This is a genomic window from Brucella anthropi ATCC 49188, assembly GCF_000017405.1.
Lineage (GTDB): Bacteria > Pseudomonadota > Alphaproteobacteria > Rhizobiales > Rhizobiaceae > Brucella > Brucella anthropi.
The window spans coordinates 11,858-35,020 of sequence record NC_009669.1; the positions used below are offsets into that span (position 1 = coordinate 11,858).

Sequence of the window (23,163 nt, forward strand, 5' to 3'; positions counted from 1 at the left end):
CGGAGAGTTATAGGAAGGTCCACGGCATGAACGTCATTAGATCATTCCGCAATCTCGACCGGCACGGCCAACAGCGCGCGCCTGAGGTCATCGAGGAAGAATTGCGGCAACTTGAACCGCACCTTGCGCGCTTTCGCGAGGATCTGGTCCGGCTCGAAGTCGTTGCCTCGCAGACGAGGGGCAAGAAGCGCATCAAAGTCAGCCTGCGCCTGCAACTGCCGTCGGGCGTGATCGCGGCGCGGGAAGAGGGATTCGAGATCGAGCCTGTCCTGCGCAAGGCCTTTGCCGACCTGCGCCACCAGGTCGATCGGCATGTGGCGCGCCTCAAGCACGAGCCTGAATACAAGCGTCCCGCCCGCCGGCGCCGGATCGGCGCCCCGCTGCCGCCCGCGCGGGATGCGGCGGAAGCGGACCGGCGCCAACTCTTCTTCGACCTGATCGAGGATCATCTCGATACGGTCTACGATACAGTCAGGCGCGAGTTGACCTATCTCGAGTGTAGCGGGTCTGTGCCGGCTGGCTACCTGAGCGTTGGCGATATCGTCGATGCGACGATCCTCAACGGGCTCAACCGCTTCGAGCGGCGGCCGACCGAATTCTCCGTCCGGGACTGGCTGACGCAGCTGGCCTTCGAGACCGTCGAGGCCGAGGCGCAGGCTGCGCGCCGCGCGGTGCCCGAGGATGCCGCCTCCATCGAGGCGGAACCCGAGGCCCCGGCGGAGGATCCGACCGAGGCGGATCAGGCGATGTTCGAGTTCTACCAGCCCGACGAAGTGCTGATGCTGGAGGACCTCATCGCCGACGACGGCGGCACAGACCCCGAGACCGAAGTGGATCGTCATGATATCGCCATGGCACTGCACCGGGCTATCGCAGATCTTGCTCCGGTCGAGCGCCGCGTCCTGTATCGGATGTACCTGGAAGACGCCACGATCGCGGAGACGGCGCACCTCCTGGGTCTCACTGAGGCGGAAGTGTTGAAGATTGCAGAGAACGCGGCGGAGACACTGCGCGGCACGCTGGTCGAAGCCGGGTTGATCGGCGAGGCATCGGGGCGCGCGCCCGTGGAAAGGGAAATTGCCCGGACGCAGTGTCTGCCTCAACCGGTCGAGGACCGCCGCCGCGTGGCGGCCGCCCTGGCCGGCGCGGAGACAATCGGCACTACTGAGTTGAAACCTGAACAGGAGATGGACCAATGACGACAACCTCTGCAAAGCAATCCGACACGATGCAGGACATGCTGGGCAGCCTGTCCGGGAACTGGTGGCTGTTCGTGCTGCGCGGTGTCCTGGCGCTGGTGATCGCGGTTCTCGCCTTCCTCATGCCTGCGGAGTCGCTGCTTGCTCTGACGCTGGTCTTCGGCGCTTTCGCCTTCGCCGATGGCGTGTTCGGCCTCGTCGCCGCCGTCCGCAACATCCGCGGGGGCGATCGCTGGGGCTGGCTGATGTTCAGCGGCATTCTGGGCATCGCCACGGGCGTCGTCGTGGTTGTCTCGCCTTTTGTCGCGACGCTTGTGCTTGCGACATTCCTCTGGGCCAGCATCGCATTCTGGTCCGTGTTCTCGGGTGCCCTCGAGATCGCGGCAGCGATCCGCCTGCGAAAGGAAATCAACGGCGAAATCTGGCTGATCCTGAGCGGCCTTCTCTCGGTCGTTCTCGGTGTCGTCGTGACCTGGATGCTGCTGACGCGCCCGGTCGAAAGCTTCCTCGCGCTCGGCTGGCTGATCGGCTTCTACGCCGCGGTCTTCGGGGGGATGATGATCCTCCTCGGGCTACGGCTTCGCAAGGGGGATCGTTCGGACGGTGCGGCCTTCGATAACGCTCCCCCATCGGCAAAGGCGTGAGGTGCCCTGTGGTGGATGACGGGCGACTTGCCGGCGAGGAGGACGATTTCACCCGATGGGACGAAACGATCTTCGACCGTTGCCTGAGCACCGGCTTCAATCCGTTCGGCAGCGGTCCGACGCCAATCTTCCTGCGGCACCGGGACGCAGAGGCGCCGGACGCCGATGCAAAGCCGTGCATGCCACCTGACACCGAAAATGCGAGGTGCTGATGTCGAACCGCCTGCCTGACTTGGCATTTGCTGCTGCGGCCGCTGCCTTGGGCATCGGCATCGTTTTCGTTTTTCGTTCGATGTATCTTGCCGAAGACATACTGCCTTTCGCGCAGGAGATGACGCTCATCTTCCTCGGCGCTGTCGTGACGATCATTCTGACCGCGGCGCTTCTCAATCGCCAGACCGATCTCGAGCTTCGCAAGGAAGGAAGGGTCATCATCCTCCAGCAGCAATGCGACATTTACATGGCTTGTATCGAGAAGGTCGCGGAGATCGTCGAGACCGCAAGGCACGACGAGAAGCTGATCGATGAACTGCGTGTTCTCAGCCACAAGCTGGCTGTGGTCGCGAGTGCAGGGGTCGTGTCCAGCTTCGAGCAGGTACTGGAGAGCTTGCAATCCGGGTTTGCCGACGGCGCGCTCTCGGACGCAGACGGAGAAAGTGTAATGACTGCCGTCGCTGATCTCACAATAGCGATGCGGTCGGACGTCTTACACACTGCAGCCTTTCCATCGCAGAGCATCGAACACGCCGTTCGCCTGAATTCGAGACGAATGGAAAAACTCGACGATCTCGAACGTCACATTCTCGCATCAACCGACACCCAGGAGAGCTGACATGCGCGGTCACAATCGCCCACCATTCCCGCCGAAGATACCCGGGACCAACATGAGATCATGGGACGTTCCGACCGCGATCATTTACCGGCCGGCACGTTCCGCGATGACATCGGCGCCGCGGCCCAACTACTGGATACTGGAATTCGAGCCGTCGCGCCCGCCCCACATCGAGCCGCTGATGGGATACACGTCCAGCGGCGATCCCTATCGTCCGATCCGGCTGAAGTTTCCGGATCGCGACAGCGCCGTGGACTTCGCAGAGCGGCAGGACTGGCATTATGTCGTGCGCGAGGACGCTGGGGGAGCCCGGATGGCGAACCCTTGGGCGGGTGAGACGCGCCACCGGCTGCACAGGGGCGTCGATGCCCCGGGAGCATTCCGGGTCCCGTTCCGCCCCGATCGCCGCCTCTCAAGAGGCGTCCAGCATGAGAGCACGGCCGACCCGTCTACCAGCGACAGGGAGAGTTTCGATCCGGTCCTCGAAGCCTCGCTCGAATCCTTCCCCGCCTCTGATCCTCCGGCGTGGACGGGTGTGACAATTGCAAGAAAGACGACGGGATGACGGCCAGCTACATGCGCTCGATCTACCGGCTCTACCGCGAGGAGGGCCTGACGGTGCGCAAGCGCCGGGCGCGGCGACGCGCGGTGGGCACGCGGGCGCCGATCCTGGTCGAGGCAAGGGCGAACGCGCGCTGGTCGCTGGACTTCGTGCACGATCAGTTCGCCTGCGGGCGGCGCTTCCGTGTGCTCAACATCGTCGATGACGTGACGCGCGAATGCCTGGCAGCGATCCCGGACACGTCGATCTCCGGTCGCCGCGTTGCTCGTGAGCTGACGGACCTGATCTCCCGACGCGGCAAGCCGGGCATGATCGTCTCCGACCACGGCACGGAGTTCACCTCGAACGCGATCCTCGCCTGGTCGAAGGATCATCGCGTCGAGTGGCACTACATCGCGCCCGGAAAGCCCATGCAGAATGGCTACGTCGAGAGCTTCAACGGCCGGATGCGCGATGAGCTCTTGAACGAGAGCCTGTTCTTCGGCCTCGACCACGCCCGCAGCGCCATCGCCGAATGGAGGCAGGACTTCAACACCGCGAGACCGCACTCCTCGCTCCGATACCAGACCCCGGCGGCCTTCGCCGGAACCCTTACCGCAACCGGCTCCGACGCTTCGCTCGATAAGGGCTTCGCGTCTCCGCCCGTTGCTCAACCCGCGCCCAACGGCGTAACAGAAACGGTCGAGACTCTAATCGCCGCTGGATGAAAGTTCAGTGGCAGGTCACTTTGTGCGCAACTTTGTCTTGCCTGACAACGTTGATTCGACCAAGGTGACGGCTTCGATGAAAGACGGCGCGCTGGAAGTGCGGCTTGTCAAGGCCGAGCAAGCCAAACCGAAACAGATTGAAATCTCAGTCAACTAACTTTAATTAGGAGCCCAAGATCATGAATATCAAACAGCCCCAATCAACCTTCTCCGCACTTGCCCTGGCGGTCGTCGTCGGACTTAGCGGACCGGCTCAGGCCCAATCGGCGGCAGGTTCTAGCCCAGGTGCTGCAGCACCCTCTGCCGCATCCAAGGCGGCGCAGCCACAGGTAGATGACAAGGCCGCCCGGGAAGCCGAAAAAAAGCGTGCTGAGCTCACTCAGGACGCCATCACGGCGCTCACCAAGAGCCAGGAGGCTTTGACACTCCTTGATGCAAAGAAGACCAAGGAGGCGCTCGCTGCGCTGGAACTGGCCAGCGGAAAGCTGGAACTGGTATTGGCACGCGACGCCAAACTTGCTTTGGCGCCGGTCGATGTACGCGTCATCACCCACGATATCCACGCCAACGTGGAAACGGTGAAGAAAGCGGTCGAGTTGTCTCGGGAGTTGTTGGGTGATGGCGAGGTGCAAAAGGCCCGGCCCATCGTCGCCAATCTGGCCAGCGAAATCGTGATCGAAACCGACAACCTGCCGATGGCAACGTACCCGGCAGCGATCAAGTCGGCCGTACGGCTCATCGACAGCGGCAAGATCGACGACGCCAAGGCGGAACTCGCCCGAGCACTGAACACGCTGGTGGTGACCTCGGTCGCCTTTCCTCTGCCCGTGCTACGGGCTGAAGCCGCGATGGCAAAAGCTGAAAAGCTGGCCGAGGCCGACAAGCGCGATGCCAAGCAGAACGAGGAGCTCAGCACCTTGCTGTCGTCCGTGCGCACGGAGATCGAGATGGCGCAGATCCTGGGTTATGGCAAGAAGGCGGATTTCAAACCCATCTTCGATCAGGTGAAGTCCATTGAGCAAAAGTCGGCTGGTGGCAAAAGCGGCAAGGGATGGTTCGACGAGTTGAAGACGCGCCTCCAAAAGCTGTTTTGAGGTGATGAAGGGGCCGACTGTTCGGTCGGTCAGTCTCGCGATGTTCGCAGTCAGCCCCAATAGATTCGCCTATTTTCACTAACTCATACGAGGCATATCACCATGAATGAGCAAACATCGAATCCCAATGCGACGAACAAAGAAATAAACGAACAGGCCGCGGTAAGCAGCCTTCCTGTCAGTCCAGAGGCCAAGCCTGAAGTCGTCACGGAGGTACAGCCTGAGGTTCAGAAGGAAACGGGCTCGCAGGCGGCAGACAAACGTAAACAAGTCCTCGATGAGGCCGTCTCGGCCTTGGCGCTGACCAAATCAGCGCTGGCCGCACTTGACGGCAAGGACGCTGCACGCGCATTGGCAATGCTGGCCGAAGTGACTGGAAAGCTGGAGCTGATTGTTGCGCGCGAACCCACGCTTGCCCTGGCCCCCGTTGATGTGCGCACCATCGTGCACGACTTGTTCGCCAACACGGAAACCATTGAGGCGATGACCGACGAGGCGCTGGATGCCCTCAAACATGGCGAGGTGCAACAGGCACGTCACGTGCTGGCTTTGCTGGCCAGTGAAATCGTGATCGCGGTCACCAACATCCCTCTGGCGTCCTATCCCGCAGCCGTGAAGTCAGTCGTGCCGCTGATCGATCAGGGCAAGATTGAAGAAGCCAAAGCCGCGCTGCAGGCAGCGCTCAGCACGCTGGTCGAGACGCGCAGCGTGCATCCGCTGCCCGCCCTGCGCGCCAGGCTGCTCCTGAAGCGCGCCGAGACCTTGGTAGAAGATAGTCAGCGGAGCGAAGCGTCCAATGAGCGCCTGGAGACATTCTTGAACGAAGCGCGGCAGCAGTTGGAAATGGCAGAACTGCTGGGCTATGGAAAGAAGAAGGACTTTGAGCCCCTGTATGCTGAACTCAGGAAAGTCAAGCAAAAGACGGCTGGGGGAGGCGGCGGAAAAGGCTGGCTCGATGAAATCAAGGCAAAGCTGTCCAAGTTGTTCTGAAACCGCTGGATAGGGCGTAAGAGGGGCGCGTCGCGCCCCTCACTTTGCTCAAGAGTGTATGCTTTTTCACCCCATTAGGCCGCGTGGACGAACCTGATCCATAAGCGGATGCAGCCGAGCAGGGCGAAGCCGAGAAAGCTGGAAGCGGTGTGGTCGTAGCGGGTGGCCACGCGGCGGCAGTTCTTGAGACGGTTGATGAAGCACTCGATGCGGGAACGCAGGGCGTAGAGGCGTCGGTTGACGCTGTGCTGCACCTTGCGGCTCCGCTTGGTCGGGATCTCCGGCTGGGCCCCCCGGTCGCGCGCATCCTGCCGCAGGCGGTCACTGTCGTAGCCCCTGTCACCGAGCAGCACGCCGGGATCGCTGTCGCGCTCGGCCATGAGGTCGTCATAGGCGATTAGGTCGTGGGCCTCGCCGGGCGTCAGCACGACGCTGATGGGCAGGCCATCGGCATTGGCACGCAGGTGGAGCTTGGTCGAGAAGCCGCCGCGCGAGCGGCCGAGAGCCTGACTTTGGGTCCCCCCCTTCCTCCGGCAGCGCAGTGGTGCGCCCGGATGATGGTGCTGTCGATCATCTGGAGCATGTCGGCCTCGCCGCCGCTGTCGGCGAGCGCCTGCAACAGCACGTCCCAGATGCCGGAGGTGGTCCAGCGCCGGAACTGGCGGTGGACCGAGTTCCACTTCCCGAGTTCCTCGGGCAGGTCACGCCACGGCGCGCCGGTTCGGGTGATCCAGAAGATGCCGTCCAGCGTGCGCCGGTGGTCCTTCGGTGGGCGGCCGCCGCGGGCCGACTGCTCCGTCAGGAACGGGGCGAAGATCGCCCACTCCGCATCCATCAAACGATCCCGAACCAAGGCCGACCTCCTCTCCAGAGGTCAGCCTCGAATCACGTCATCCGCCTCGGGGGAATCCCCCCTGTGCCGGTTCGTCCACGCGGCCTAGTCCGATTCTACGCAGGCCTGCAGTCACCTATCGCAACTACTACCGCGACGAGGGAATATACGGCTTCCTGCCGGATGGGCGAAGGAAAGGAAAAGGAAATCCATGGATTTGATGCAACTGCTCTGGCTGTTCTTCATCGTCTCCGCACTGCAGCCGGCACTGCAGAGGAAGTATCTGGAGGCGATGCGCACTCGGAAGATCGCTCAAATCGAGAGGATACGCGGAAGCCGGGTGATCCTGATGATCCATCGGCAGGAGACGATGAACCTCCTAAAGCGTGTCGCATTTATTCGGCCTCATACCCAGCAGCCTTAAAGAAGTTCTGGCATTCATTGATGGAGAAGAGACTGATGATATCGCCAAGTGCTTTTGAGATGGCGTCGAAGCTGCGTGCTGCTCGCTTTCTCAGAAGTGCTTTGAGTTTTGAGAAAGCCATTTCGATTGGGTTCAGGTCCGGCGAATAGGGCGGCAGGAAGAGAAACCAAGCGCCCTTTGCCTTGACCAGTTGCTCAGCCTTCTGGCTTTTGTGGAAGCCGACATTGTCGAGGATGACTATATCACCGGCTGACAGTGTCGGCACAAGCTGTGTCTCGATCCAGGTTTCGAAGATGCGGCTGTTCATCGGTGCATCGACGATCCACGGCGCGGTCAGGCCATGGCAGCGCAGTCCGGCAATGAAGGTCTGTGTCTTCCATTTTCCGAAGGGCGCATAGGCGGCAAAGCGCCTGCCTTTGGTAGACCATCCGGTGCGTTTTGTCAGGCGCGTATTTGTGGAAGTCTCATCGATAAAGATGAGACGCGACAAGGCCTTGTTGAAGAACCGCTTTCGGCGATTGATCCAAAGATCACGCGCCTTGGCGATCTCTGGTCTACGCTGCTCGCTTGCCTTGAGGCTTTTTTTTATTGCTCAGCCCAAGTCGGTGTAGAAATCGCCCGACCGTGGCGCGGTGGACTTCAATACCGCGCTCCGCGAGCGCAACGCACAGTTCGTCCAAAGTCGTTTCGCCACGGGCGGACATCTGCTCGCGGACCCAATCACCATGAGCCAAAAGCTTCACACTTCCAGGCGGGTGGCCCTGCCTGGCGGCGGCCAGACAGCCGGATGACCGATGCAGGATCATCATGTTGTTGACGAACCGAGGCGAAACACGGAAATGCCGAGCGGCTTCCCGGTGACTATTGCCCTCATTCACAAACGCAACGACACGCTCACGCAACTCAATTGGATGCGGCTTGCCCATGGTGCATCTCCTTCCATGAGACAAGTGAATCACAGATCAAGCCAAACGGGAATCCCGAATCCGGTTAACAGCGACATGCTTTAGGTTTTCCCCTGGTTCGCTACATCGACGTTAACGACTCCGAGGAAGTCCTGCGCGCGATCCAGCTGACGGACGCCGAAATGCCGCTCGACATCGTGCTGCACACCCCCGGCGGACTGGTCCTCGCTGCCACGCAGATTGCTCGCGCCATCCAGGGACACAAGGGCAAGGTCACAGTTTTCGTGCCGCACTACGCCATGTCGGGGGGAACGCTGATCGCTCTGGCCGCAGACGAGATCGTGATGTGCGACCACTCCGTGCTGGGCCCGATCGATCCGCAACTCGGCCAAATGCCCGCGGCTTCACTCATCAGGGTCGTCGAGCAAAAGCCGATCACGGAAATCGACGACCAGACGTTGGTCTTGGCCGATGTCGGTCGAAAGGCGATCGCCCAAGTCGAAACCGTTGCCGATGCGATACTCGACCGCGTCGTGCACAATGCTCACCGCATCAATTTGGAAGGGGATAGCATGCGCAAAGCCAAATCCGGCATTGACATAACGCTCAGCGCGGACAACGAAAGAACGTAAGTCTGATCAACAACAGGCCTGAAAAACGCCGCGGCTGAACTGTCCGCGAATTAGCGAAACAAGTGTCCGCGATTTACTGAAATCGCTGTCCGCGGATTCTGAAATACGCACCTGCCCCTCCGAAACGACACTCAAAGGGAGAACAGAATGCCCACCGTTGCTTGCCCGAAATGCAGTTCCGTCAATCGCGTGCCGCAGGAACGACTGACGGATAACCCCAGCTGCGGCCGCTGCGGCGCCGCCCTGTTCGAGGGCCGGCCAGTCACACTGACCGCCGCCAGTTTCGACCGACACGCCGATGCCGATCTGCCCCTGCTCGTCGATTTCTGGGCGGAATGGTGCGGGCCATGCAAGATGATGGCACCTCAGTTCGAGGCTGCGGCGCGTTCGCTCGAACCTCAGTTCCGTCTCGGCAAGCTCGATACCGAAGCCGAACAGCAGATCACCGATCGTTACGGGATCCGCGGCATTCCCACCATGATCTTGTTCAGGGGCGGCAAGGAAATCGCGAGGACGAGCGGTGTAATGCCTGCCGCGCAGATAGCGCAGTGGGCGCGGTCGCACGTTTAGAGTATACAAGTATTGGCATTTCCTGCGACATGATATCAGGAGAAGAACATGCATGGCGTGACTGGATTTATCGAAAGTGCGGCCTTGTTGGTTTGCGCCGCGTTCGTACTCGTGACGATATGTTCACGGATTGGCGTGCCTAGCATCGTCGGTTACATTCTTGCCGGTATAGTCATTGGACCCGCTGGCCTCGGCCTGATTGCGGAGAGCGCTGCCCTGAGCAGTATTGGCGAAATCGGAGTCGTACTCCTGCTGTTCGCACTTGGTCTGGAATTCTCCTTCGAGAAGCTCGTAACACTCAGGAAGCATGTCTTCGGTCTTGGGGCTGTACAGGTTTCAGTCACGACGATAACGGTTTCGTTGGTAGCGAGTTTGGTCTTCGATCTCGCACCAGTTTCCGCAATCCTCATCGGCGGGGCCGTTGCGATGTCATCCACAGCCATGTGCCTCAAGGTGCTCGCAGGCGCGAACGCTCTTGGATCGGCTCATGGGCGCTTGGCCATCGCAGTGCTTCTGTTTCAAGACTTGGCAGCTGTCGCATTCCTGCTTCTGCACGATTCGATGAGTGGAGCCGCCGAGGGACATGGCGTGATAACGGTCGTCGCCAGTGCAATGGCATTGGTTGCAGCTCTGTTCACTGCCCGTGGCCCGTTGCAGGTGCTTGCCCGTTGGGTAGCGTCGCGTGGCGATCCGGAGCTTGCCCAACTCCTCGCACTTACCATTGCGCTCGGGTCTGCGATTGTCGCGGCCTCCGCCGGTCTTTCTCCGGCACTCGCTGCATTCACGGCCGGCATGATTATCGGCGAGGGTGACGCGCGCCATGCTGTCGAGAACGAGATTCGGCCCTTCCGCGATTTGTTTGTCGGGATTTTCTTTGTCGGCATCGGAACGCAATTGCCACTTTGGATCATTCCATCTGCATGGCCTGTCGTGCTGATCTGGCTCGCGATTATATTCGCGGGCAAGACGCTGATCGTTTTGGTCGTCGCCCGACTATTCGGCGAGTCGCTTCAGACCTCTTGGCGCACTGGGATCATCCTGGCCCATGGAGGAGAATTCAGCCTGATGCTGCTGTCGGTTTCTTCGGCATCGGGCATTGTCGCCAACGAGTTCGCCGGCCCCCTCCTCCTCGCGATTGGAGTGAGCATGTTGGCTGGAAGTCTTATGATTAGATGGGCGGGTCAAGGGCCTAGTCACCCGAATTGGGGAGCATGAGGATTTGTGGGGCGATCATGCGGCATAGGCTGTTTCGTCGTCACGACACGAAAGTGGTGAATCTGTCCTACATTTGAGAACATATCGTGATCATGCAGCGAGGATGGATGTTTCTCGCCGGAGCGGCCTGAGATCGGGGCTGTCCGTCGGGGCCCAGATGTAATCTCCGGTCAGACTGATATGCTGTTGATTTGCGCTGAGAACTGGCTCTGACGCACATTTGCTGCTGTGCAGGTCTACGACGCACCGATCAACCGCGCCTGCAGGAGATCGAGTTTTGCTCTTCCGTACATCTGGCGCTTAATGAGCTTTAAGCGTGTGATCTGTCCTTCCGTTTGCCCATTTGACCACGGTGATATGATTGCATTCCTGACGGCGTCGAGGTCTTTTTCGACGCCGCCGGCAAACGATCCGACCAAGCTGTCCTTAGCGGCTTCCAACCACTCGTCGAGCTTCCGCGCTGTCTTCGAGCGGATCATGGACTGGAAATCACCAATGGCAGTACGGGCGACCACAAGGTCCGAGACGTTCACTTCGATCGCGCCACCAGGATCACTTCGGATTTTCAAAAAACCAATCAAGGAGGAGAACACCATGAAGACGACAATTCTGGCCCTCGCGGCCGCAGCCTTTGCCGCCGGCACGGCCCATGCCGGCACGGTCGATGTCATCAAGGAGCGCGGCGAAGTGCGCTGCGGCGTCAGCCAGGGCGTGCTCGGCTTTTCCGTGCCGGACAAGAACGGCGTCTGGGGCGGCTTCGACGTCGATTTTTGCCGGGCGGTCGCTGCCGCCACCCTCGGCAACCCGGACAAGGTGGCCTATGTGCCGCTGTCCACCAAGGACCGCTTCACGGCGCTGCAATCGGGTGAAGTCGATCTTCTCTCGCGCCAGACGACCTGGACCCTGTCGCGCGACACCGATCTCGGCATGAGCTTCGTCGGCGTCAACTACTATGACGGCCAGGCCTTCATGGTGAACAAGGAAGTCGGCGTGAAGAGCGTCAAGGAGATCTCCGGCGCCTCCGTCTGCACGGAAACCGGCACGACGACCGAGCAGAACATGGCCGACTATTTCAGCGCCAACAAGATCGAATACCAGGTCATCGCCTTCGAAAAGCCGGACCAGACGATCCAGGCCTTCAACACCGGCCGCTGCGACGTCTATTCCACCGATGCCTCGGCGCTCTACGCCCAGCGTCTGACGCTGAACGACCCCGACCGCTTCGTCGTCCTTCCCGAGGTGATCTCCAAGGAACCGCTCGGCCCGGCCGTGCGCCAGGGCGACGACCAGTGGTTCAAGATCGTGCGCTGGACGCTGTTTGCGCTGATCGAGGCCGAAGAGATGGGCATCACGAAGGAGAATGCCGCCTCGCTGCTGGAAAGCGGCACGGTCGCGCAGAAGCGCTTCCTCGGCGTCGAGAGCGAGGCCGGCAAGGCGATGGGTCTCGATGCGAAATGGGCCTACCAGGCGATATCCGCCGTCGGCAATTACGGCGAGATCTTCGAGCGCCATCTCGGCAAGGACAGCCCGCTCAAGATCGACCGCGGCTTGAACCGGCTGTGGAGCGACGGTGGCCTGATGTACGCGCCGCCCGCTCGCTGACGTAAACTGGGCAGCTACCGCGGGATACTTACCGCGGCAGCTCGCTATCGTCTCGCAGGCGATCTTGCAGGGTCAAAATCACCCTTTTGAGGTTCCGATTTCACACCCGTCGAAGAGAAGAGTGGGCTAGGGGATGATTTCGAGGAGTGGCTCCGCTGAGGCAGCGCAGCGACGAGCGCGCGGCCGCGCCATGCACGCCACCGGTCGCAGTCATCACATTAAGCCTTGTCTACTTCGCGGAAGGCGATCCAACCGTCATTCCCAGCCACCTCCCGAGCAGCTTCGAAAATAACGTAGTCCTATCGAGAACTTAGCTCAATTTGGAAAGTTGAACCGATTCGTTAGCTGATTTGTTTTCGGTGTTACGGGTGAGTTTGAGTTTCACCGAGCCGGTGCGCGACGTCTTACTTGGCGTCCTCTCCCGACAGAATTGCCCAAAGCACGCCGCGTGGGAGTCCAAGGCCGCTCCATCGGCTTTCTCGTCTGCCTTCGGAGGCCGAACGGGGGCGTTCCACCAGAGGGGGAAGGCTTAGTCAGAGCTTCACGATCGTCTTGCGCGCCAGCAAACCTTGCGGTGCGAACAACAGGACGGCGATGACCAGCAGGATGGTGAAGGCGTCGCGGTAGCTGATCAGGTTCTCCGGCAGATAGGCCTGCAGGAACACCTCGATGAAGCCGAGCAGGAAACCGCCGGCAACGGCGCCCGACAGGCTACCGAGACCACCGATGATGGCCGCGATGAAAGCCTTCAGGACCGGAAGGAACCCCATCAGCGGATCGACGCTGCCGCGTTGCGCCACCCAGAGGATGCCCGCGACGCCGGCCAGCAGGCCGGAAATCGCGAAAGCCGTGGCGACGACCGCATTGGCGCGGATGCCCATGAGGCGGACGATGGCGAAGTCCTCCGCCGCTGCCCGCATGGCACGGCCCAGCACGGTGGTGCGCAGAAAGAGGTTCAGGCCGACCAGCATGATGACGGTGACGAGAATGGAGATCGCCTGGATGACGCCGATATTCAGACCGCCGATCTCGATCGTTCCGGACAGGCTCATCGGCATCGGCACCGGCTTGGGGCGGGCCGAGATGAAATTCTGGAACAGCACGCGCAGGATGGCGCTGACGGCAAAGCTCGTCAAAAGCAGCGTCGTGCCGCTCGCCCCGCGGACCGGGCGGAAGGCGGTGCGCTCCATCAGCAACACCAGCGCAATGGCGACCGCCATCGCCAGAACGGTGGCAAGACCGAAGGGCAGACCGAAGAGCAGCGCGAAGCACAGGCCATAGCCGGCGGCGGTCATCAGCTCGCCATGGGCGAAATTGATGAGGCCCATGATCGAGAAGACGACGGCAAGACCGAGCGCAAGCAGCGCATAGGTGCCGCCGAGGCTGAGCGCGTTGACCAGTTGCTGCAGGAACATGTCCATGGATGGTTTTCTTTCTTGCCGGTCACGCGCCGAGATAGGCGCCCTGGATTTCGGTGGAGTTGCGCAGTTCGGCGGCGGAGCCGGACAGAACAATGCGGCCGTTCGCCATGACATAGCCGGTATCGGCAATCTCGAGCGACAGCGAGACATTCTGCTCGACAAGCAGGATCGTCAGTCCGCGCGCGCGCAGGCTCGCGATCAGTTCGAAAATCTGGTCGACGATCTGCGGCGCAAGGCCGAGCGACGGCTCGTCGAGCAGCAGCAGATCCGGCGAGGACATCATCGAGCGGGCAATCGCCAGCATCTGCTGCTCGCCGCCGGAAAGCGACCCGGCCTTCTGGTGCAGCCGCTCCTTGAGGATCGGGAACCGCGACAGCATGTCTTCGCGCACCGCGTCGATCTGCCCCCTGCCCTTGTGCATGGCGCCGCCGAGAAGCAGGTGCTCATCGACCGTCAGCGTCGGGAAGATGCGGCGCCCTTCCGGCGTCAGCGTCATGCCCATGCGCACGATCATTTCCGGCGGCAGCGCCGAGATATCCTTGCCGGCGAAGGTCACGCAGCCAGCCCGCTTGGCGGCAAGACCGACGAGTGCATTGAGCGTCGAACTCTTGCCCGCGCCATTGGCGCCGAGCAGGGTGACGATCTCGCCTTTGCGCACCTTGAGATCGACGCCCTTCAGCGCCTCGACCGGCCCGTAGGCGACCTTGAGGCCGCTGACGTCGAGCAAGGGATTCTGGTCGGGATTGTCATGCATCATCGGGCACATCCGCTTCAGCCATACGGGACGGGAAAGCCCTCCGGCCATCGCCGGAGGGCGCTGCTTCAAGGTCAGGGCGCCGGAACGTCTTCGGCAGCCGGAACGCCCTGGTTGACCAGCGAGCGGTTGCCGCCCTCGATGCGCACCAGCGAGACGGAGCGCAGCGGCATGCCCTGCGTGCCGGCATAGCTGATCTTGCCGGTGACGCCTTCGACATTTTCCAGCGAGGCGATTGCCTCGCGAATGGCCGTCGATTCGATGCTGTCCGCCTTGGTCACCGCCGCCTCGATGACCTTGCCGAGATCGTAGCCGTTGGCGATGTAGACGGTGTCCGGATCCTGGCCGAACTTCGCCTTGTACTTCTCGTTGAAGGCAGCGAGCGGGCTGCCCTCCGTCGCAAAGCCGGCCGTGGTGAAGACCACGCCGTCGACCAGCGCGCCAAGGCCAAAGGTCGTCGGGGAATCGATGCCGTCGCTGCCGAGGATCGGCGTCGTGACGCCGGCACCGCGCAGCTGGCGGATGAAGGCCGGGAAGTCAGGCTCGTAGGCTGCGGTCATGATGACATCGGGCGCCGGGTTCAGGGCCTTGATCTTGGTAACCTCGGCGGAAAAGTCCTGCTGGCCCATGCTGTAGGTGCCCTCGCCGATCACCTCGCCGCCCTTGCCCTTGAAGCTGGTGGCAAAATATTCCGGCAGCTTGAGCGTATAGGCCGTATCCGGCGACTTCAGCACATAGGCCGTCTTGAAGCCCTTCTCCTTGGCGTAGTTCGCCAGCACCGCGGCCTGAACGTTGTCGGCCGGATAGTTGCCGAACATGTAGTCGCCAACGGCGAGCGGCATGGTCGGCGTCGTGGCGCAGAAGGAGAAGGTCGGGATCTGCGCGGCCTGGGTGATCTGGCCGGCGGCGATCGACGGGTCGGCATCGCAGGGCGTGATCAGGATCTTGATACCCTCGTCGACCAGTTCCTGCGCGACAAGCGCGGTCTGCGCGGCATCCGAGCGGGTATCCTTGGCGATCAGCTTGATCGGGAATTTGCCGGCGATGCCGCCGGCCGCGTTGATTTCGTCGACGGCCATCTGCAGGCCCTTCAGCGATGGCTGGTCGTAGGGCGCGAGAGCGCCGGTCTGCGCGGTGGCGAGGCCGATGGCGAGGTCCTCGGCGAGTGCGGGAAATGCCAGCGCACCGAGCGCCGTGGACAGGATAAGGGCCTTCAATGTCGTTTTCATTTTATACTCCTCTGGCGGTTATGCGGGGTTGCCGGCGGCATGGGGATCGATACCCGGCAGGGCAGCGCCGGTTGCCGGCTTGGTCTCCTGGGCGGTCGAGCGGCGCCGGCCGATATAGGCTTCGATGACGGCGGGGTTGGCCTGGATCTCCGCCGGCGTGCCGATGGCGATCTGCTGGCCCTTGTTGAGCACCACGACGATATCGCAGAGGCGCATGATCAGCTTCAGGTCGTGCTCCACCACCAGCAGGCCGAGGCGATGTTTGGTGCGGATGCGATCGAGCACCGTCATCAATTCCTGTGTTTCGGCCGGGTTCATGCCGGCGGCGGGCTCGTCGAGCAGCAGGTAGCGGGGTTTCAGCGCCAGCGCGCGGGCGATTTCCAGTCGCCGCTGCGCGCCGTAGGAGAGCGTGCCGGCGAGTTGACCGGCAACCTCGCCGAGGCCGACTTCCGCCAGCGCCTCGCGGGCAAGATCCACCGGATCGCGGTCCTTGGCGACGGCGCTTGCGGCAACCGTGACGTTTTCCAGGACGGTGAGGTTCTTGAAGAGGCGGATGTTCTGGAAGGTGCGGGCAAGGCCCGAGACCGGCACGCGGTGCACCGGCAGGGACGCCACGTGCGTGCCATCGATCATCACGCGGCCGGTCGAAGGCGGCACGACGCCCGAGACGCTGTTGATGAGTGTCGACTTGCCCGCGCCATTCGGGCCGATCAGGCCGGTGACGAGGCCGGGACGGATTTCGAAATCGGCCTTTTCCAGCGCGACCAGCCCGGAGAAACGCTTGCCGACATTTTCGACCCGCAATGTCCCCGCATGGCTCGCCGCGACCTGCGCGGGCTCATCCGTTGCAGGCTTCGCCGCGCCGGCAGAGAGACGCTTGAGGAACGGCACCTGCTCGTCGAGTTCGCGCACCCCGAGCAGCCCGTCCTGAAGGCGGTACATGACGAGCAGGATCGCAAGGCCGATGCCGATATCGGTCAGGCCGAAGACCGTCGGAAGCTGGAAGACGCCGAGATCGACGCCACCCTCCAGCTTTCTCAGGAGCTCCACGATGACCATGATGACCGCGGTGCCGACCACCGCGCCGGAGACGGTGCTGATGCCACCCAGGATCAGCATGGCGAGAAGCATGAAGGTGAGGTTGAAATAGAAATCCTTCGGCGAGAAAGCGCCGATGAAATGGGCGAACAGCACGCCGGCCGCGCCGGAAAGCATTGCCCCGAGCACCCAGGCGAGAAAACGGTGCAGACGCACATTCACGCCGACCGCCGTCGAGGCGATATCGTCCTCCCGCGAGGCGCGCAGCTTCATGCCCGCCGCACTGTCGCGATAGATGCGGGCAATGGCGACGGCGAGTACCGCAAAGGGCAGCGCCACCCAGAGGTTCACCGCGCGCGGAATGCCGAAGAAGGTCTGGCTGCCGCGGGTGAAATCGCTGGAAGCGACGAGCACGACATGCACGATGACGAGAAAGCCCAGCGTGCAGATCGAGGCCGAGGAACCGCCGAGCCGGGCGACCGGAATGCCGATGGCGATCGCGGCCAGCGCGACGACGAGAAGCGCAACGAGAAGCGCCGGCAGGAAGGGCATGCCCCATCCCATGAGCCATTCCGGCAGATGGGGAAGCGCCGTTTTCTGCACGATCGGATTGATGGTCAGGAGACCGGAGGCGTAGGCGCCGATGGCCATGAAGCCCACATTGCCGAAGGAGATGATGCCGGAATTGCCGCTGTAGATGCCGATGCCGATGACGGCGACGGCGTTGATCAGGAACAGCGTGACCAAGCGTTCGCCCGCGCCGGGAAAAAAGCCCTTCGCCACGAGGGCCGCGACCACCAGGGGGAGCACCGTCGCGACGATCCCGACGACGGTCCCGCGCCTTATGCGCACCATCAGCATTCTCCCGAATTTGTGGCGCCGTTTTCCGGAGCCTGTTCCCGCAACAAACGTTAATCCAGAAAATCAATATGTCAATCTTGTTTCATTTTTTATTGTCTGCTAGCAATAATGTAAAAAAATTAAAATCGCGCCAGCGACGCCGATCATGAGGGGGAGGCAGGCAATGGCCATTCGAGATCGCCTGACGGACGGGGAAATCGACTTCACGCGGGCGGAGCTGAAGATCGTGCGGCAACTGCTGTCGAACTATCCGGCAGCCGGCCTCAACACGGTCGCGCACCTGGCCGCCGCCGCCGGCGTCAGCAATCCGACGGTGGTGCGCTTTGCCAACAAGCTCGGCTATGACGGTTATCCGGAATTCCAGACAGCGCTGCTCGGCGAAGTGCAGGAGCGGATGAGTTCGCCCCTGTCGATGCTCGACACGCGGAAGCCCTCGCTGGAGCAGGAGAATTTCTATCAGTATTTCCTGCGCGCCAGCATCCATGCACTGGAATCCTCGATGCAGATGCTGCCGCCCGACGACTTCGAGGCGGCCATCGACGCCGCCGCCGACCTGAACATGCGCGTCCATTGCCTCGGCGGACGCTTCAGCGGCTTTCTCGCCGGGTTGCTCTGGTCGCACATGAAGCAATTGCGCGGCGAGACCCGCTGGATCAACGGCACCCAGGCCGATCAGGTCGACTGGCTGGTCGATCTCGGCAAGCGCGACGTGCTCTTCGTCTACGACTACCGTCGCTACCAGATCGATACGATCCGCTTTGCCCGCCAGGCCGCCAAGCAGGGGGCGCGCATCGTGCTCTTCACCGACCGCTGGGTTTCGCCGATCGCCGAATTCGCCTCGGTCACCCTCACCGCGGCGGTCGATACGGTCTCGCCCTACGACACGATGGTGCCCGCAATCGCCCAGACCGAGGCGCTGATCGCCGGCCTGACGGCGCGCCTTGCCAACCAGTCGCGCGGCCGCATCGAGCGCATGGAAGAGCTGCGCCGCAGCTACGGCATTACCGAGGACGCCTACGGCACGCCGACCGACGGCAGCAAGTGACATTCCGCCCGGACGGGCGAACCGACACCCATTGGAGGACAGACATGACTGCGATTGAAGTGCAACACGGCAGGGACCTGCTGCGACGCGACAGCGCCTACGAGGACGGCATGACCGCCCTGCTCTATGTCGACATGCAGCGCATCTGGTGCGAGCCGAACCTCGATCCGACCCATCCGCAGGACGCCGACAGCTATTACCACCGACGCCTCCGCGAGATGGTCGTGCCCAATCAGGTCCGCATTCTCGAGGCAGGCCGCAAGGCCGGCTGCAACGTGCTGCACACGATCATCGAAAGCCTGACGCTGGACGGCCGCGACCGCTCGCTCGACCACAAGCTCTCCGACATGCATGTGCCGAAGGGGTCCCCCGAAGGACAGGTCATCCCGGCGCTCGCGCCCATCGACAACGAGATCGTGCTGCCCAAGACCTCGTCGGGCGTCTTCAACTCGACGAACATCGATTATGTGCTGCGCAATCTCAACACGCGTTACCTCATCATTGCCGGCGTCGTCACCGACCAGTGCGTCGACATGGCCGTGCGCGATGCCGCCGACCGCGGCTATCTGGTGACTGTCGTCGAGGACGCCTGCGCCACCTACAGCCAGGAGCGGCACGACGCGGCGATGCGCGCCTATTCCGGCTATTGCTGGATCACCGACACAGAGACCGTCGTCCGTCGTCTTGCCACGCTCGGCCAGGCCTGATCGCTTCAAAGGGGAACAGCATGAACGACAAGACGCTCTCCGGCCTGACGGAACTTGCGACCTTCGTCACGACGGATATCGCCGGCATCACCCGCGGCCGCAGCTTCGCCGCCTCCGAAATCGAGGACTACCTGCGCAAGGGCGTCGGCTGGGTGCCGGCGAACCTGGCGCTGACGCCGTTCGACCTCATCGCGGATCCCAATCCCTGGGGCTCTGCCGGCGACCTGCGCCTGATGGCCGATCCCGCAAGCAAGGCGCGCGTCACCTGCCTGCCGGATGAGACGCCGCTGCATTTCTACCATTCCGACATTACCGACCTGAAGGGCGAGCCTTGGGATTGCTGCGTGCGCAGCTTCCTGAAGGCGACGCTCTCCCAGTTCGAAAAGGAAGCCGGCCTCAAGGTCGTCAGCGCCGTCGAGCAGGAATTCCAGGTGCTCGGCGCCGACTGGCCCGCCGCCCCCGCCTTCGGCCTGCGCGCCCAGCGCCGCGCCGAACCCTTCGGATGCTTGCTGATGACCGCGCTGAAGGAAGCCGGCGCCGAGCCGGAAATGTTCCTGCCGGAATATGGCAAGGACCAGTTCGAAGTCACCTGCCGCCCCGCCCCTGCCCTCGTCGCCGCGGACCGCGGCGCGACGATCCGCGCCGTCACGCGCGAAGTCGCCGCCCTCTTCGGCTGGCATGCCAGCTTCGCGCCGAAGACCGATCCCAACGGTGTCGGCAACGGCGTGCACCTGCATGTCAGCTTCACCGATCTCGACGGCAACCCCGTCACCTTCGACGCCGCCCGCCCCGGCCGGCTTTCCAGGGTCGCCGGCGCGTTCGCCGCCGGGGTCATCAAACACCTGCCGGCGCTCGTCGCCTTCACCGCGCCGTCCGTTCTGTCCTATATGCGCCTCGTGCCGCATCACTGGAGCGCGGCCTATACCTGCCTTGGCGAAAAGAACCGCGAGGCGACGCTGCGCATCTGCCCGACGCTCGACCTGCCCGGCAGCAACCCGGCCAAGCAGTTCAACATGGAATACCGTGCAGCGGACGCCTGCGCGAGCCCGCACCTGTCGCTGGCGGTTCTGCTGCGCGCCGGCCTCGAGGGCATCCGCGCCGGGCTGGAACAGCCGCCGCTGATCAATTCCGACCCCTCGGCATTCTCGTCCGAGGAACAGGTCCGGCTCGGCATCCGCCGCCTGCCGTCGAGCCTTGCCGAAGCGCTCGACACGCTTGCCGCGGACGAGGTGGTGACCGGCTGGTTCCCGAAGGACTTCCTCGATTGCTACTTCGCCATGAAGCGCAAGGAGATCGAGATTGTCGAAGGGCTTTCGCCCGAGGCGCTCTGCGCACGCTACGCAGCCGTTTATTGAGTGGGCAGGCCATGACCTCGACCAAGACCATCCCGCGTCCCGAGAACCGATGGCGGCACGATCCCGGTCGTCCGCTGCTCGCCATCGACGAGCCGCCGCCCTATGCGGTGATCAACCCCGACGGCGCCTCGCCCTATCTGCTGCTGTGCGAACATGCCGCCAACCGCATTCCGCGCGCGCTCGGCGATCTCGGTCTGCCCGAGGCCGAGCGGCGCCGCCACATCGCCTGGGATATCGGCGTCAGCGCCCTTTCGCAGCACCTCAGCCGCACGCTCGATGCGCCACTGTTCATGACCAACTATTCGCGTCTGGTCATCGACTGCAACCGGCCGCTTGGCGTGCCCTCGGCCATTCCCGAAATCAGCGAGACGACGGAAATCCCGGGCAATCTCGATCTGACGGAGGCCGAGCGGCAGCAGCGCATCGACACGCTGTTCACCCCCTACGCCGCAGCCGTCGCGCGACGCCTCGATCGCCTGCAGGCGGAGGGCAAGCGCCCCATCGTCGTCGGCATTCATTCCTTCACGCCGGTCTATTTCGGCAAGCAGCGCCCCTGGCACGCCGGCATCCTCTATGGCGCGGCCACCGGTTTCGGCCAGACGCTGATCCGCGAACTGCAACACGACGCGGCCCTGACCATCGGCGACAACGAGCCCTATAACATCCACCCCGACGAGGACTATACGGTGCCGGTCCATGCCGATGCCCGCGGGCTTGCCGGGGCGTTGATCGAGGTGCGCCATGACCTGATCGACACGCTTGCCGGTGTCGAGGAATGGGGCGACCGGCTTACGCGGTGCTTCGAAACCGCTCTTCGGGAGCATGGCTGATGGCCGACAGTCTCTATACGCGCGACGAAGCCGCCATCGGCAGCCTGCAGAAGCTGCGGTTCTTTCCGCTGGCCGTTACCGGTGGAAAGGGCGCGCGGCTGGTGGAGGAAGCTGGGCGTCATCTCATCGACCTGACGGGCGCCTGGGGCGCCGCCAGCCTCGGCTATGGCCACCCCGCTCTTGCCGAAGCGGTCTCCCGCGCCATTGCCCATCCGGCCGGCGCAAGCATCCTCTCGGCCTCCAACGGACCGGCCGTGACGCTCGCCGAGCGGCTGCTCGCCACCTTTCCCGGCCGCGGAACGCACAAGGTCTGGTTCGGCCATTCCGGCTCGGACGCCAACGAGGCCGTCTATCGGGCGGTGACGAAGGCAACCGGCCGCTCGGGCGTCATCGCCTTCGTCGGCGCCTATCATGGCTGCACCATCGGATCGATGGCCTTTTCCGGCCACAGCGTTCAGGCCGGCGCGGCCAAGACGGATGGCTTGATCCTTTTGCCCTACCCTGATCAATACCGCCCTTATCAGAACGACCCGACCGGCGATGCCATCCTCACGCTTCTCAGGGAGAAGTTGGCTGAGGTTCCGGCCGGCTCGATCGGTGCGGCCTTCCTCGAGCCGATCCAGTCGGACGGCGGGTTGATCGTTCCGCCTAATGGCTTTCTGCGCAAATTTGCCGATATCTGCCGCGCCCATGGCATTCTCGTCGTCTGCGACGAGGTGAAGGTGGGTCTTGCCCGCAGCGGCCGCATGCATTGTTTCGAACATGAGGGCTTCGTGCCCGATATTCTGGTGCTCGGCAAAGGGCTCGGCGGCGGATTGCCGCTCTCCGCCGTCATCGCACCGGCCGATATCCTCGACTGCGCGAGCGCATTTGCCATGCAGACCCTGCACGGCAATCCGGTCTGCGCCGCCGCAGGCCTCGCCGTTCTCGAGACGATCGACCGCGAAGACCTTGCCGCGGACGCGGACCGCAAGGGAAAGCTGCTCCGTGACGGTCTCGCACAGCTCGCCGAACGCCATCCCCTGATCGGCGACATCCGCGGCCGGGGCCTCGCCTGCGGCGTCGAACTCGTGCTCGACCGCCAAAGCCGCGCACCGGCGCGCACCGAGACGGCGAAGCTGATCTATCGTGCATACGAACTCGGCGTCGTGCTTTACTATGTCGGCATGAACAGCAACGTCCTGGAAATGACGCCGCCGTTGACCATAACGGAGGACGAAATCCATGATGCGCTCGACCGTTTGGACCAAGCTATATGGGATTTGCCAAACGTTTCGAAAGAAAATCTCGCGCAGTTTACCGGCTGGTAGCTAGAATCGCCCTCGACGATCCGCCAGTGGCCGATCAGGCGGTAGGCTGGGGCGGCGCTCATGGCGACGCCGCCATCAGTTTCGGCAACCGCACCAGGTCATAGGCGGCAGCCGCGCAGGTGAAGGCCCATCAGACGCGGTCGCGGCCATGAAACTTCGTCTTGTCTTGGCGGGCAATGGTCTTGATCCAGCCGAACGCCTCCGCGATTTGCCTGCGGATGTGAAGGCTGACCCCGTAGCCGGCATGGCGCGTCGTGCGCCCCTCGCTCACCGAGGGACGCACGCTCGGGTTATGCACACTTGCGGCGCCACCCGCATCGAGAGAAATTCATTTACAAAGTCTTCCGTGTCATAGGCTTTGTTGGCACCGAGCGTGATTGCCTGGGTTGCGCAATCAATGGCAGC

At 62.7% G+C, this 23,163-nt stretch carries 23 protein-coding genes and 5 pseudogenes; 19 read left to right on the forward strand and 9 right to left on the reverse strand.

Annotation, left to right across the window (positions count from 1 at the left end; genetic code table 11):
- Window positions 1-26: 26 nt before the first annotated feature.
- From OANT_RS23040 to yfdX2, 9 genes and pseudogenes are all read left to right on the forward strand, one after another.
- The gene (locus tag OANT_RS23040; protein ID WP_011982925.1) at window positions 27-1,199 is read left to right on the forward strand and encodes an RNA polymerase sigma factor; all 1,173 of its coding nucleotides are present in this window, start codon (window positions 27-29) and stop codon (window positions 1,197-1,199) included.
- A complete protein-coding gene (locus OANT_RS23045; protein ID WP_011982924.1) occupies window positions 1,196-1,843 on the forward strand; it encodes an HdeD family acid-resistance protein in 648 nt (215 codons plus the stop codon). Before OANT_RS23040 ends, OANT_RS23045 begins: the two co-directional genes overlap by 4 nt.
- A gap of 11 nt (window positions 1,844-1,854) precedes the next feature.
- Complete coding sequence (locus OANT_RS23050) at window positions 1,855-2,055, forward strand: hypothetical protein (protein WP_235823056.1); 201 nt, start codon at window positions 1,855-1,857, stop codon at window positions 2,053-2,055.
- Complete coding sequence (locus tag OANT_RS23055) at window positions 2,055-2,675, forward strand: hypothetical protein (RefSeq protein ID WP_011982923.1); 621 nt, start codon at window positions 2,055-2,057, stop codon at window positions 2,673-2,675. Before OANT_RS23050 ends, OANT_RS23055 begins: the two co-directional genes overlap by 1 nt.
- Window positions 2,676-2,727: 52 nt before the next feature.
- Window positions 2,728-3,240 (forward strand): NADH dehydrogenase ubiquinone Fe-S protein 4, encoded by a 513-nt coding sequence (locus OANT_RS23060; protein WP_011982922.1) that lies wholly within the window; start codon window positions 2,728-2,730, stop codon window positions 3,238-3,240.
- A 5-nt stretch (window positions 3,241-3,245) separates the two neighbouring features.
- Window positions 3,246-3,944: pseudogene (locus tag OANT_RS23065) on the forward strand (IS3 family transposase); the annotation flags it as partial.
- Window positions 3,945-3,957: 13 nt separating this feature from the next.
- A pseudogene (locus tag OANT_RS25920) lies at window positions 3,958-4,101 on the forward strand (Hsp20/alpha crystallin family protein); the annotation flags it as partial.
- Between the two features lie 22 nt (window positions 4,102-4,123).
- A complete protein-coding gene (yfdX1, locus tag OANT_RS23070) occupies window positions 4,124-5,038 on the forward strand; it encodes a heat resistance protein YfdX1 (protein ID WP_011982920.1) in 915 nt (304 codons plus the stop codon).
- A gap of 102 nt (window positions 5,039-5,140) precedes the next feature.
- Window positions 5,141-6,028, forward strand: a complete 888-nt coding sequence (gene yfdX2 / locus OANT_RS23075) for a heat resistance protein YfdX2 (RefSeq protein WP_011982919.1) — start codon at window positions 5,141-5,143, stop codon at window positions 6,026-6,028.
- Window positions 6,029-6,102: 74 nt separating this feature from the next.
- Here yfdX2 and OANT_RS25925 read toward each other — a convergent pair.
- Window positions 6,103-6,863, reverse strand: a protein-coding gene (locus OANT_RS25925; RefSeq protein ID WP_235823078.1) for an IS5 family transposase whose coding sequence is annotated in 2 segments (ribosomal slippage) — window positions 6,103-6,557 and window positions 6,557-6,863 — 762 coding nt in all. Because the reading frame shifts where the segments join, the coding sequence is not laid out codon by codon here.
- Between the two features lie 208 nt (window positions 6,864-7,071).
- Here OANT_RS25925 and OANT_RS23090 point away from each other — a divergent pair.
- Entirely contained in the window at window positions 7,072-7,284 is a 213-nt protein-coding gene (locus OANT_RS23090; RefSeq protein ID WP_011982917.1) for an SDH family Clp fold serine proteinase, read from the forward strand.
- On the opposite strand, the gene OANT_RS27240 is transcribed toward OANT_RS23090, so the two are convergent.
- Both OANT_RS27240 and OANT_RS27245 read right to left on the reverse strand, forming a co-directional pair.
- On the reverse strand, window positions 7,256-7,774 hold the full coding sequence (locus tag OANT_RS27240; protein WP_011982875.1) for an IS630 family transposase: 519 nt from the start codon (window positions 7,772-7,774) through the stop codon (window positions 7,256-7,258). The two genes, OANT_RS23090 and OANT_RS27240, sit on opposite strands and share 29 nt — an antisense overlap.
- 64 nt (window positions 7,775-7,838) lie before the next feature.
- The gene (locus OANT_RS27245; protein ID WP_011982874.1) at window positions 7,839-8,210 is read right to left on the reverse strand and encodes a winged helix-turn-helix domain-containing protein; all 372 of its coding nucleotides are present in this window, start codon (window positions 8,208-8,210) and stop codon (window positions 7,839-7,841) included.
- A gap of 80 nt (window positions 8,211-8,290) precedes the next feature.
- Between OANT_RS27245 and OANT_RS23105 the strand changes: the two are divergent.
- The 3 genes and pseudogenes from OANT_RS23105 to OANT_RS23115 all read left to right on the forward strand — a co-directional run.
- Window positions 8,291-8,812: pseudogene (locus OANT_RS23105) on the forward strand (SDH family Clp fold serine proteinase); the annotation flags it as partial.
- 156 nt (window positions 8,813-8,968) lie between these two features.
- Complete coding sequence (gene trxC / locus OANT_RS23110) at window positions 8,969-9,391, forward strand: thioredoxin TrxC (RefSeq protein WP_011982916.1); 423 nt, start codon at window positions 8,969-8,971, stop codon at window positions 9,389-9,391.
- Between the two features lie 48 nt (window positions 9,392-9,439).
- The gene (locus OANT_RS23115) at window positions 9,440-10,606 is read left to right on the forward strand and encodes a cation:proton antiporter domain-containing protein (protein ID WP_011982915.1); all 1,167 of its coding nucleotides are present in this window, start codon (window positions 9,440-9,442) and stop codon (window positions 10,604-10,606) included.
- A 236-nt stretch (window positions 10,607-10,842) separates the two neighbouring features.
- Here OANT_RS23115 and OANT_RS23120 read toward each other — a convergent pair.
- A pseudogene (locus OANT_RS23120) lies at window positions 10,843-11,148 on the reverse strand (transposase); the annotation flags it as partial.
- Between the two features lie 52 nt (window positions 11,149-11,200).
- Between OANT_RS23120 and OANT_RS23125 the strand changes: the two are divergent.
- Entirely contained in the window at window positions 11,201-12,208 is a 1,008-nt protein-coding gene (locus tag OANT_RS23125; protein WP_011982914.1) for an amino acid ABC transporter substrate-binding protein, read from the forward strand.
- A 533-nt stretch (window positions 12,209-12,741) separates the two neighbouring features.
- On the opposite strand, the gene OANT_RS23130 is transcribed toward OANT_RS23125, so the two are convergent.
- The 4 genes from OANT_RS23130 to OANT_RS23145 all read right to left on the reverse strand — a co-directional run bounded on the left by OANT_RS23130 (window position 12,742) and on the right by OANT_RS23145 (window position 17,505).
- Window positions 12,742-13,629 carry a branched-chain amino acid ABC transporter permease gene (locus tag OANT_RS23130; RefSeq protein WP_011982913.1) on the reverse strand — a complete coding sequence of 296 codons (888 nt, stop codon included), beginning with the start codon at window positions 13,627-13,629 and terminating at the stop codon, window positions 12,742-12,744.
- A 22-nt stretch (window positions 13,630-13,651) separates the two neighbouring features.
- Window positions 13,652-14,386, reverse strand: a complete 735-nt coding sequence (locus OANT_RS23135) for an ABC transporter ATP-binding protein (RefSeq protein ID WP_235823057.1) — start codon at window positions 14,384-14,386, stop codon at window positions 13,652-13,654.
- A 71-nt stretch (window positions 14,387-14,457) separates the two neighbouring features.
- On the reverse strand, window positions 14,458-15,612 hold the full coding sequence (locus OANT_RS23140; RefSeq protein WP_011982911.1) for an ABC transporter substrate-binding protein: 1,155 nt from the start codon (window positions 15,610-15,612) through the stop codon (window positions 14,458-14,460).
- An 18-nt stretch (window positions 15,613-15,630) separates the two neighbouring features.
- Entirely contained in the window at window positions 15,631-17,505 is a 1,875-nt protein-coding gene (locus tag OANT_RS23145) for a branched-chain amino acid ABC transporter ATP-binding protein/permease (protein ID WP_011982910.1), read from the reverse strand.
- A gap of 169 nt (window positions 17,506-17,674) precedes the next feature.
- Here OANT_RS23145 and OANT_RS23150 point away from each other — a divergent pair, with 169 nt between their 5' ends.
- Genes OANT_RS23150 through OANT_RS23170 form a run of 5 tightly spaced genes read left to right on the forward strand, consistent with a single transcriptional unit; the run spans window position 17,675 to window position 22,758 of the window.
- Window positions 17,675-18,556: a MurR/RpiR family transcriptional regulator gene (locus OANT_RS23150; RefSeq protein ID WP_011982909.1), complete on the forward strand. Its 882-nt coding sequence runs from the start codon at window positions 17,675-17,677 to the stop codon at window positions 18,554-18,556.
- Between the two features lie 44 nt (window positions 18,557-18,600).
- Window positions 18,601-19,263, forward strand: coding sequence for a cysteine hydrolase family protein (locus OANT_RS23155; RefSeq protein ID WP_011982908.1), 663 nt, complete (start codon window positions 18,601-18,603; stop codon window positions 19,261-19,263).
- 20 nt (window positions 19,264-19,283) lie between these two features.
- Window positions 19,284-20,618 (forward strand): glutamine synthetase family protein, encoded by a 1,335-nt coding sequence (locus OANT_RS23160; protein ID WP_011982907.1) that lies wholly within the window; start codon window positions 19,284-19,286, stop codon window positions 20,616-20,618.
- A gap of 11 nt (window positions 20,619-20,629) precedes the next feature.
- Window positions 20,630-21,448: an N-formylglutamate amidohydrolase gene (locus OANT_RS23165; RefSeq protein ID WP_011982906.1), complete on the forward strand. Its 819-nt coding sequence runs from the start codon at window positions 20,630-20,632 to the stop codon at window positions 21,446-21,448.
- On the forward strand, window positions 21,448-22,758 hold the full coding sequence (locus OANT_RS23170) for an aspartate aminotransferase family protein (protein ID WP_011982905.1): 1,311 nt from the start codon (window positions 21,448-21,450) through the stop codon (window positions 22,756-22,758). The genes OANT_RS23165 and OANT_RS23170 overlap by 1 nt, the downstream gene beginning before the upstream one ends.
- 58 nt (window positions 22,759-22,816) lie before the next feature.
- Here the strand turns inward: OANT_RS23170 and OANT_RS25935 are convergent.
- A pseudogene (locus tag OANT_RS25935) lies at window positions 22,817-23,139 on the reverse strand (IS5/IS1182 family transposase); the annotation flags it as partial.
- Window positions 23,140-23,163: the final 24 nt, after the last annotated feature.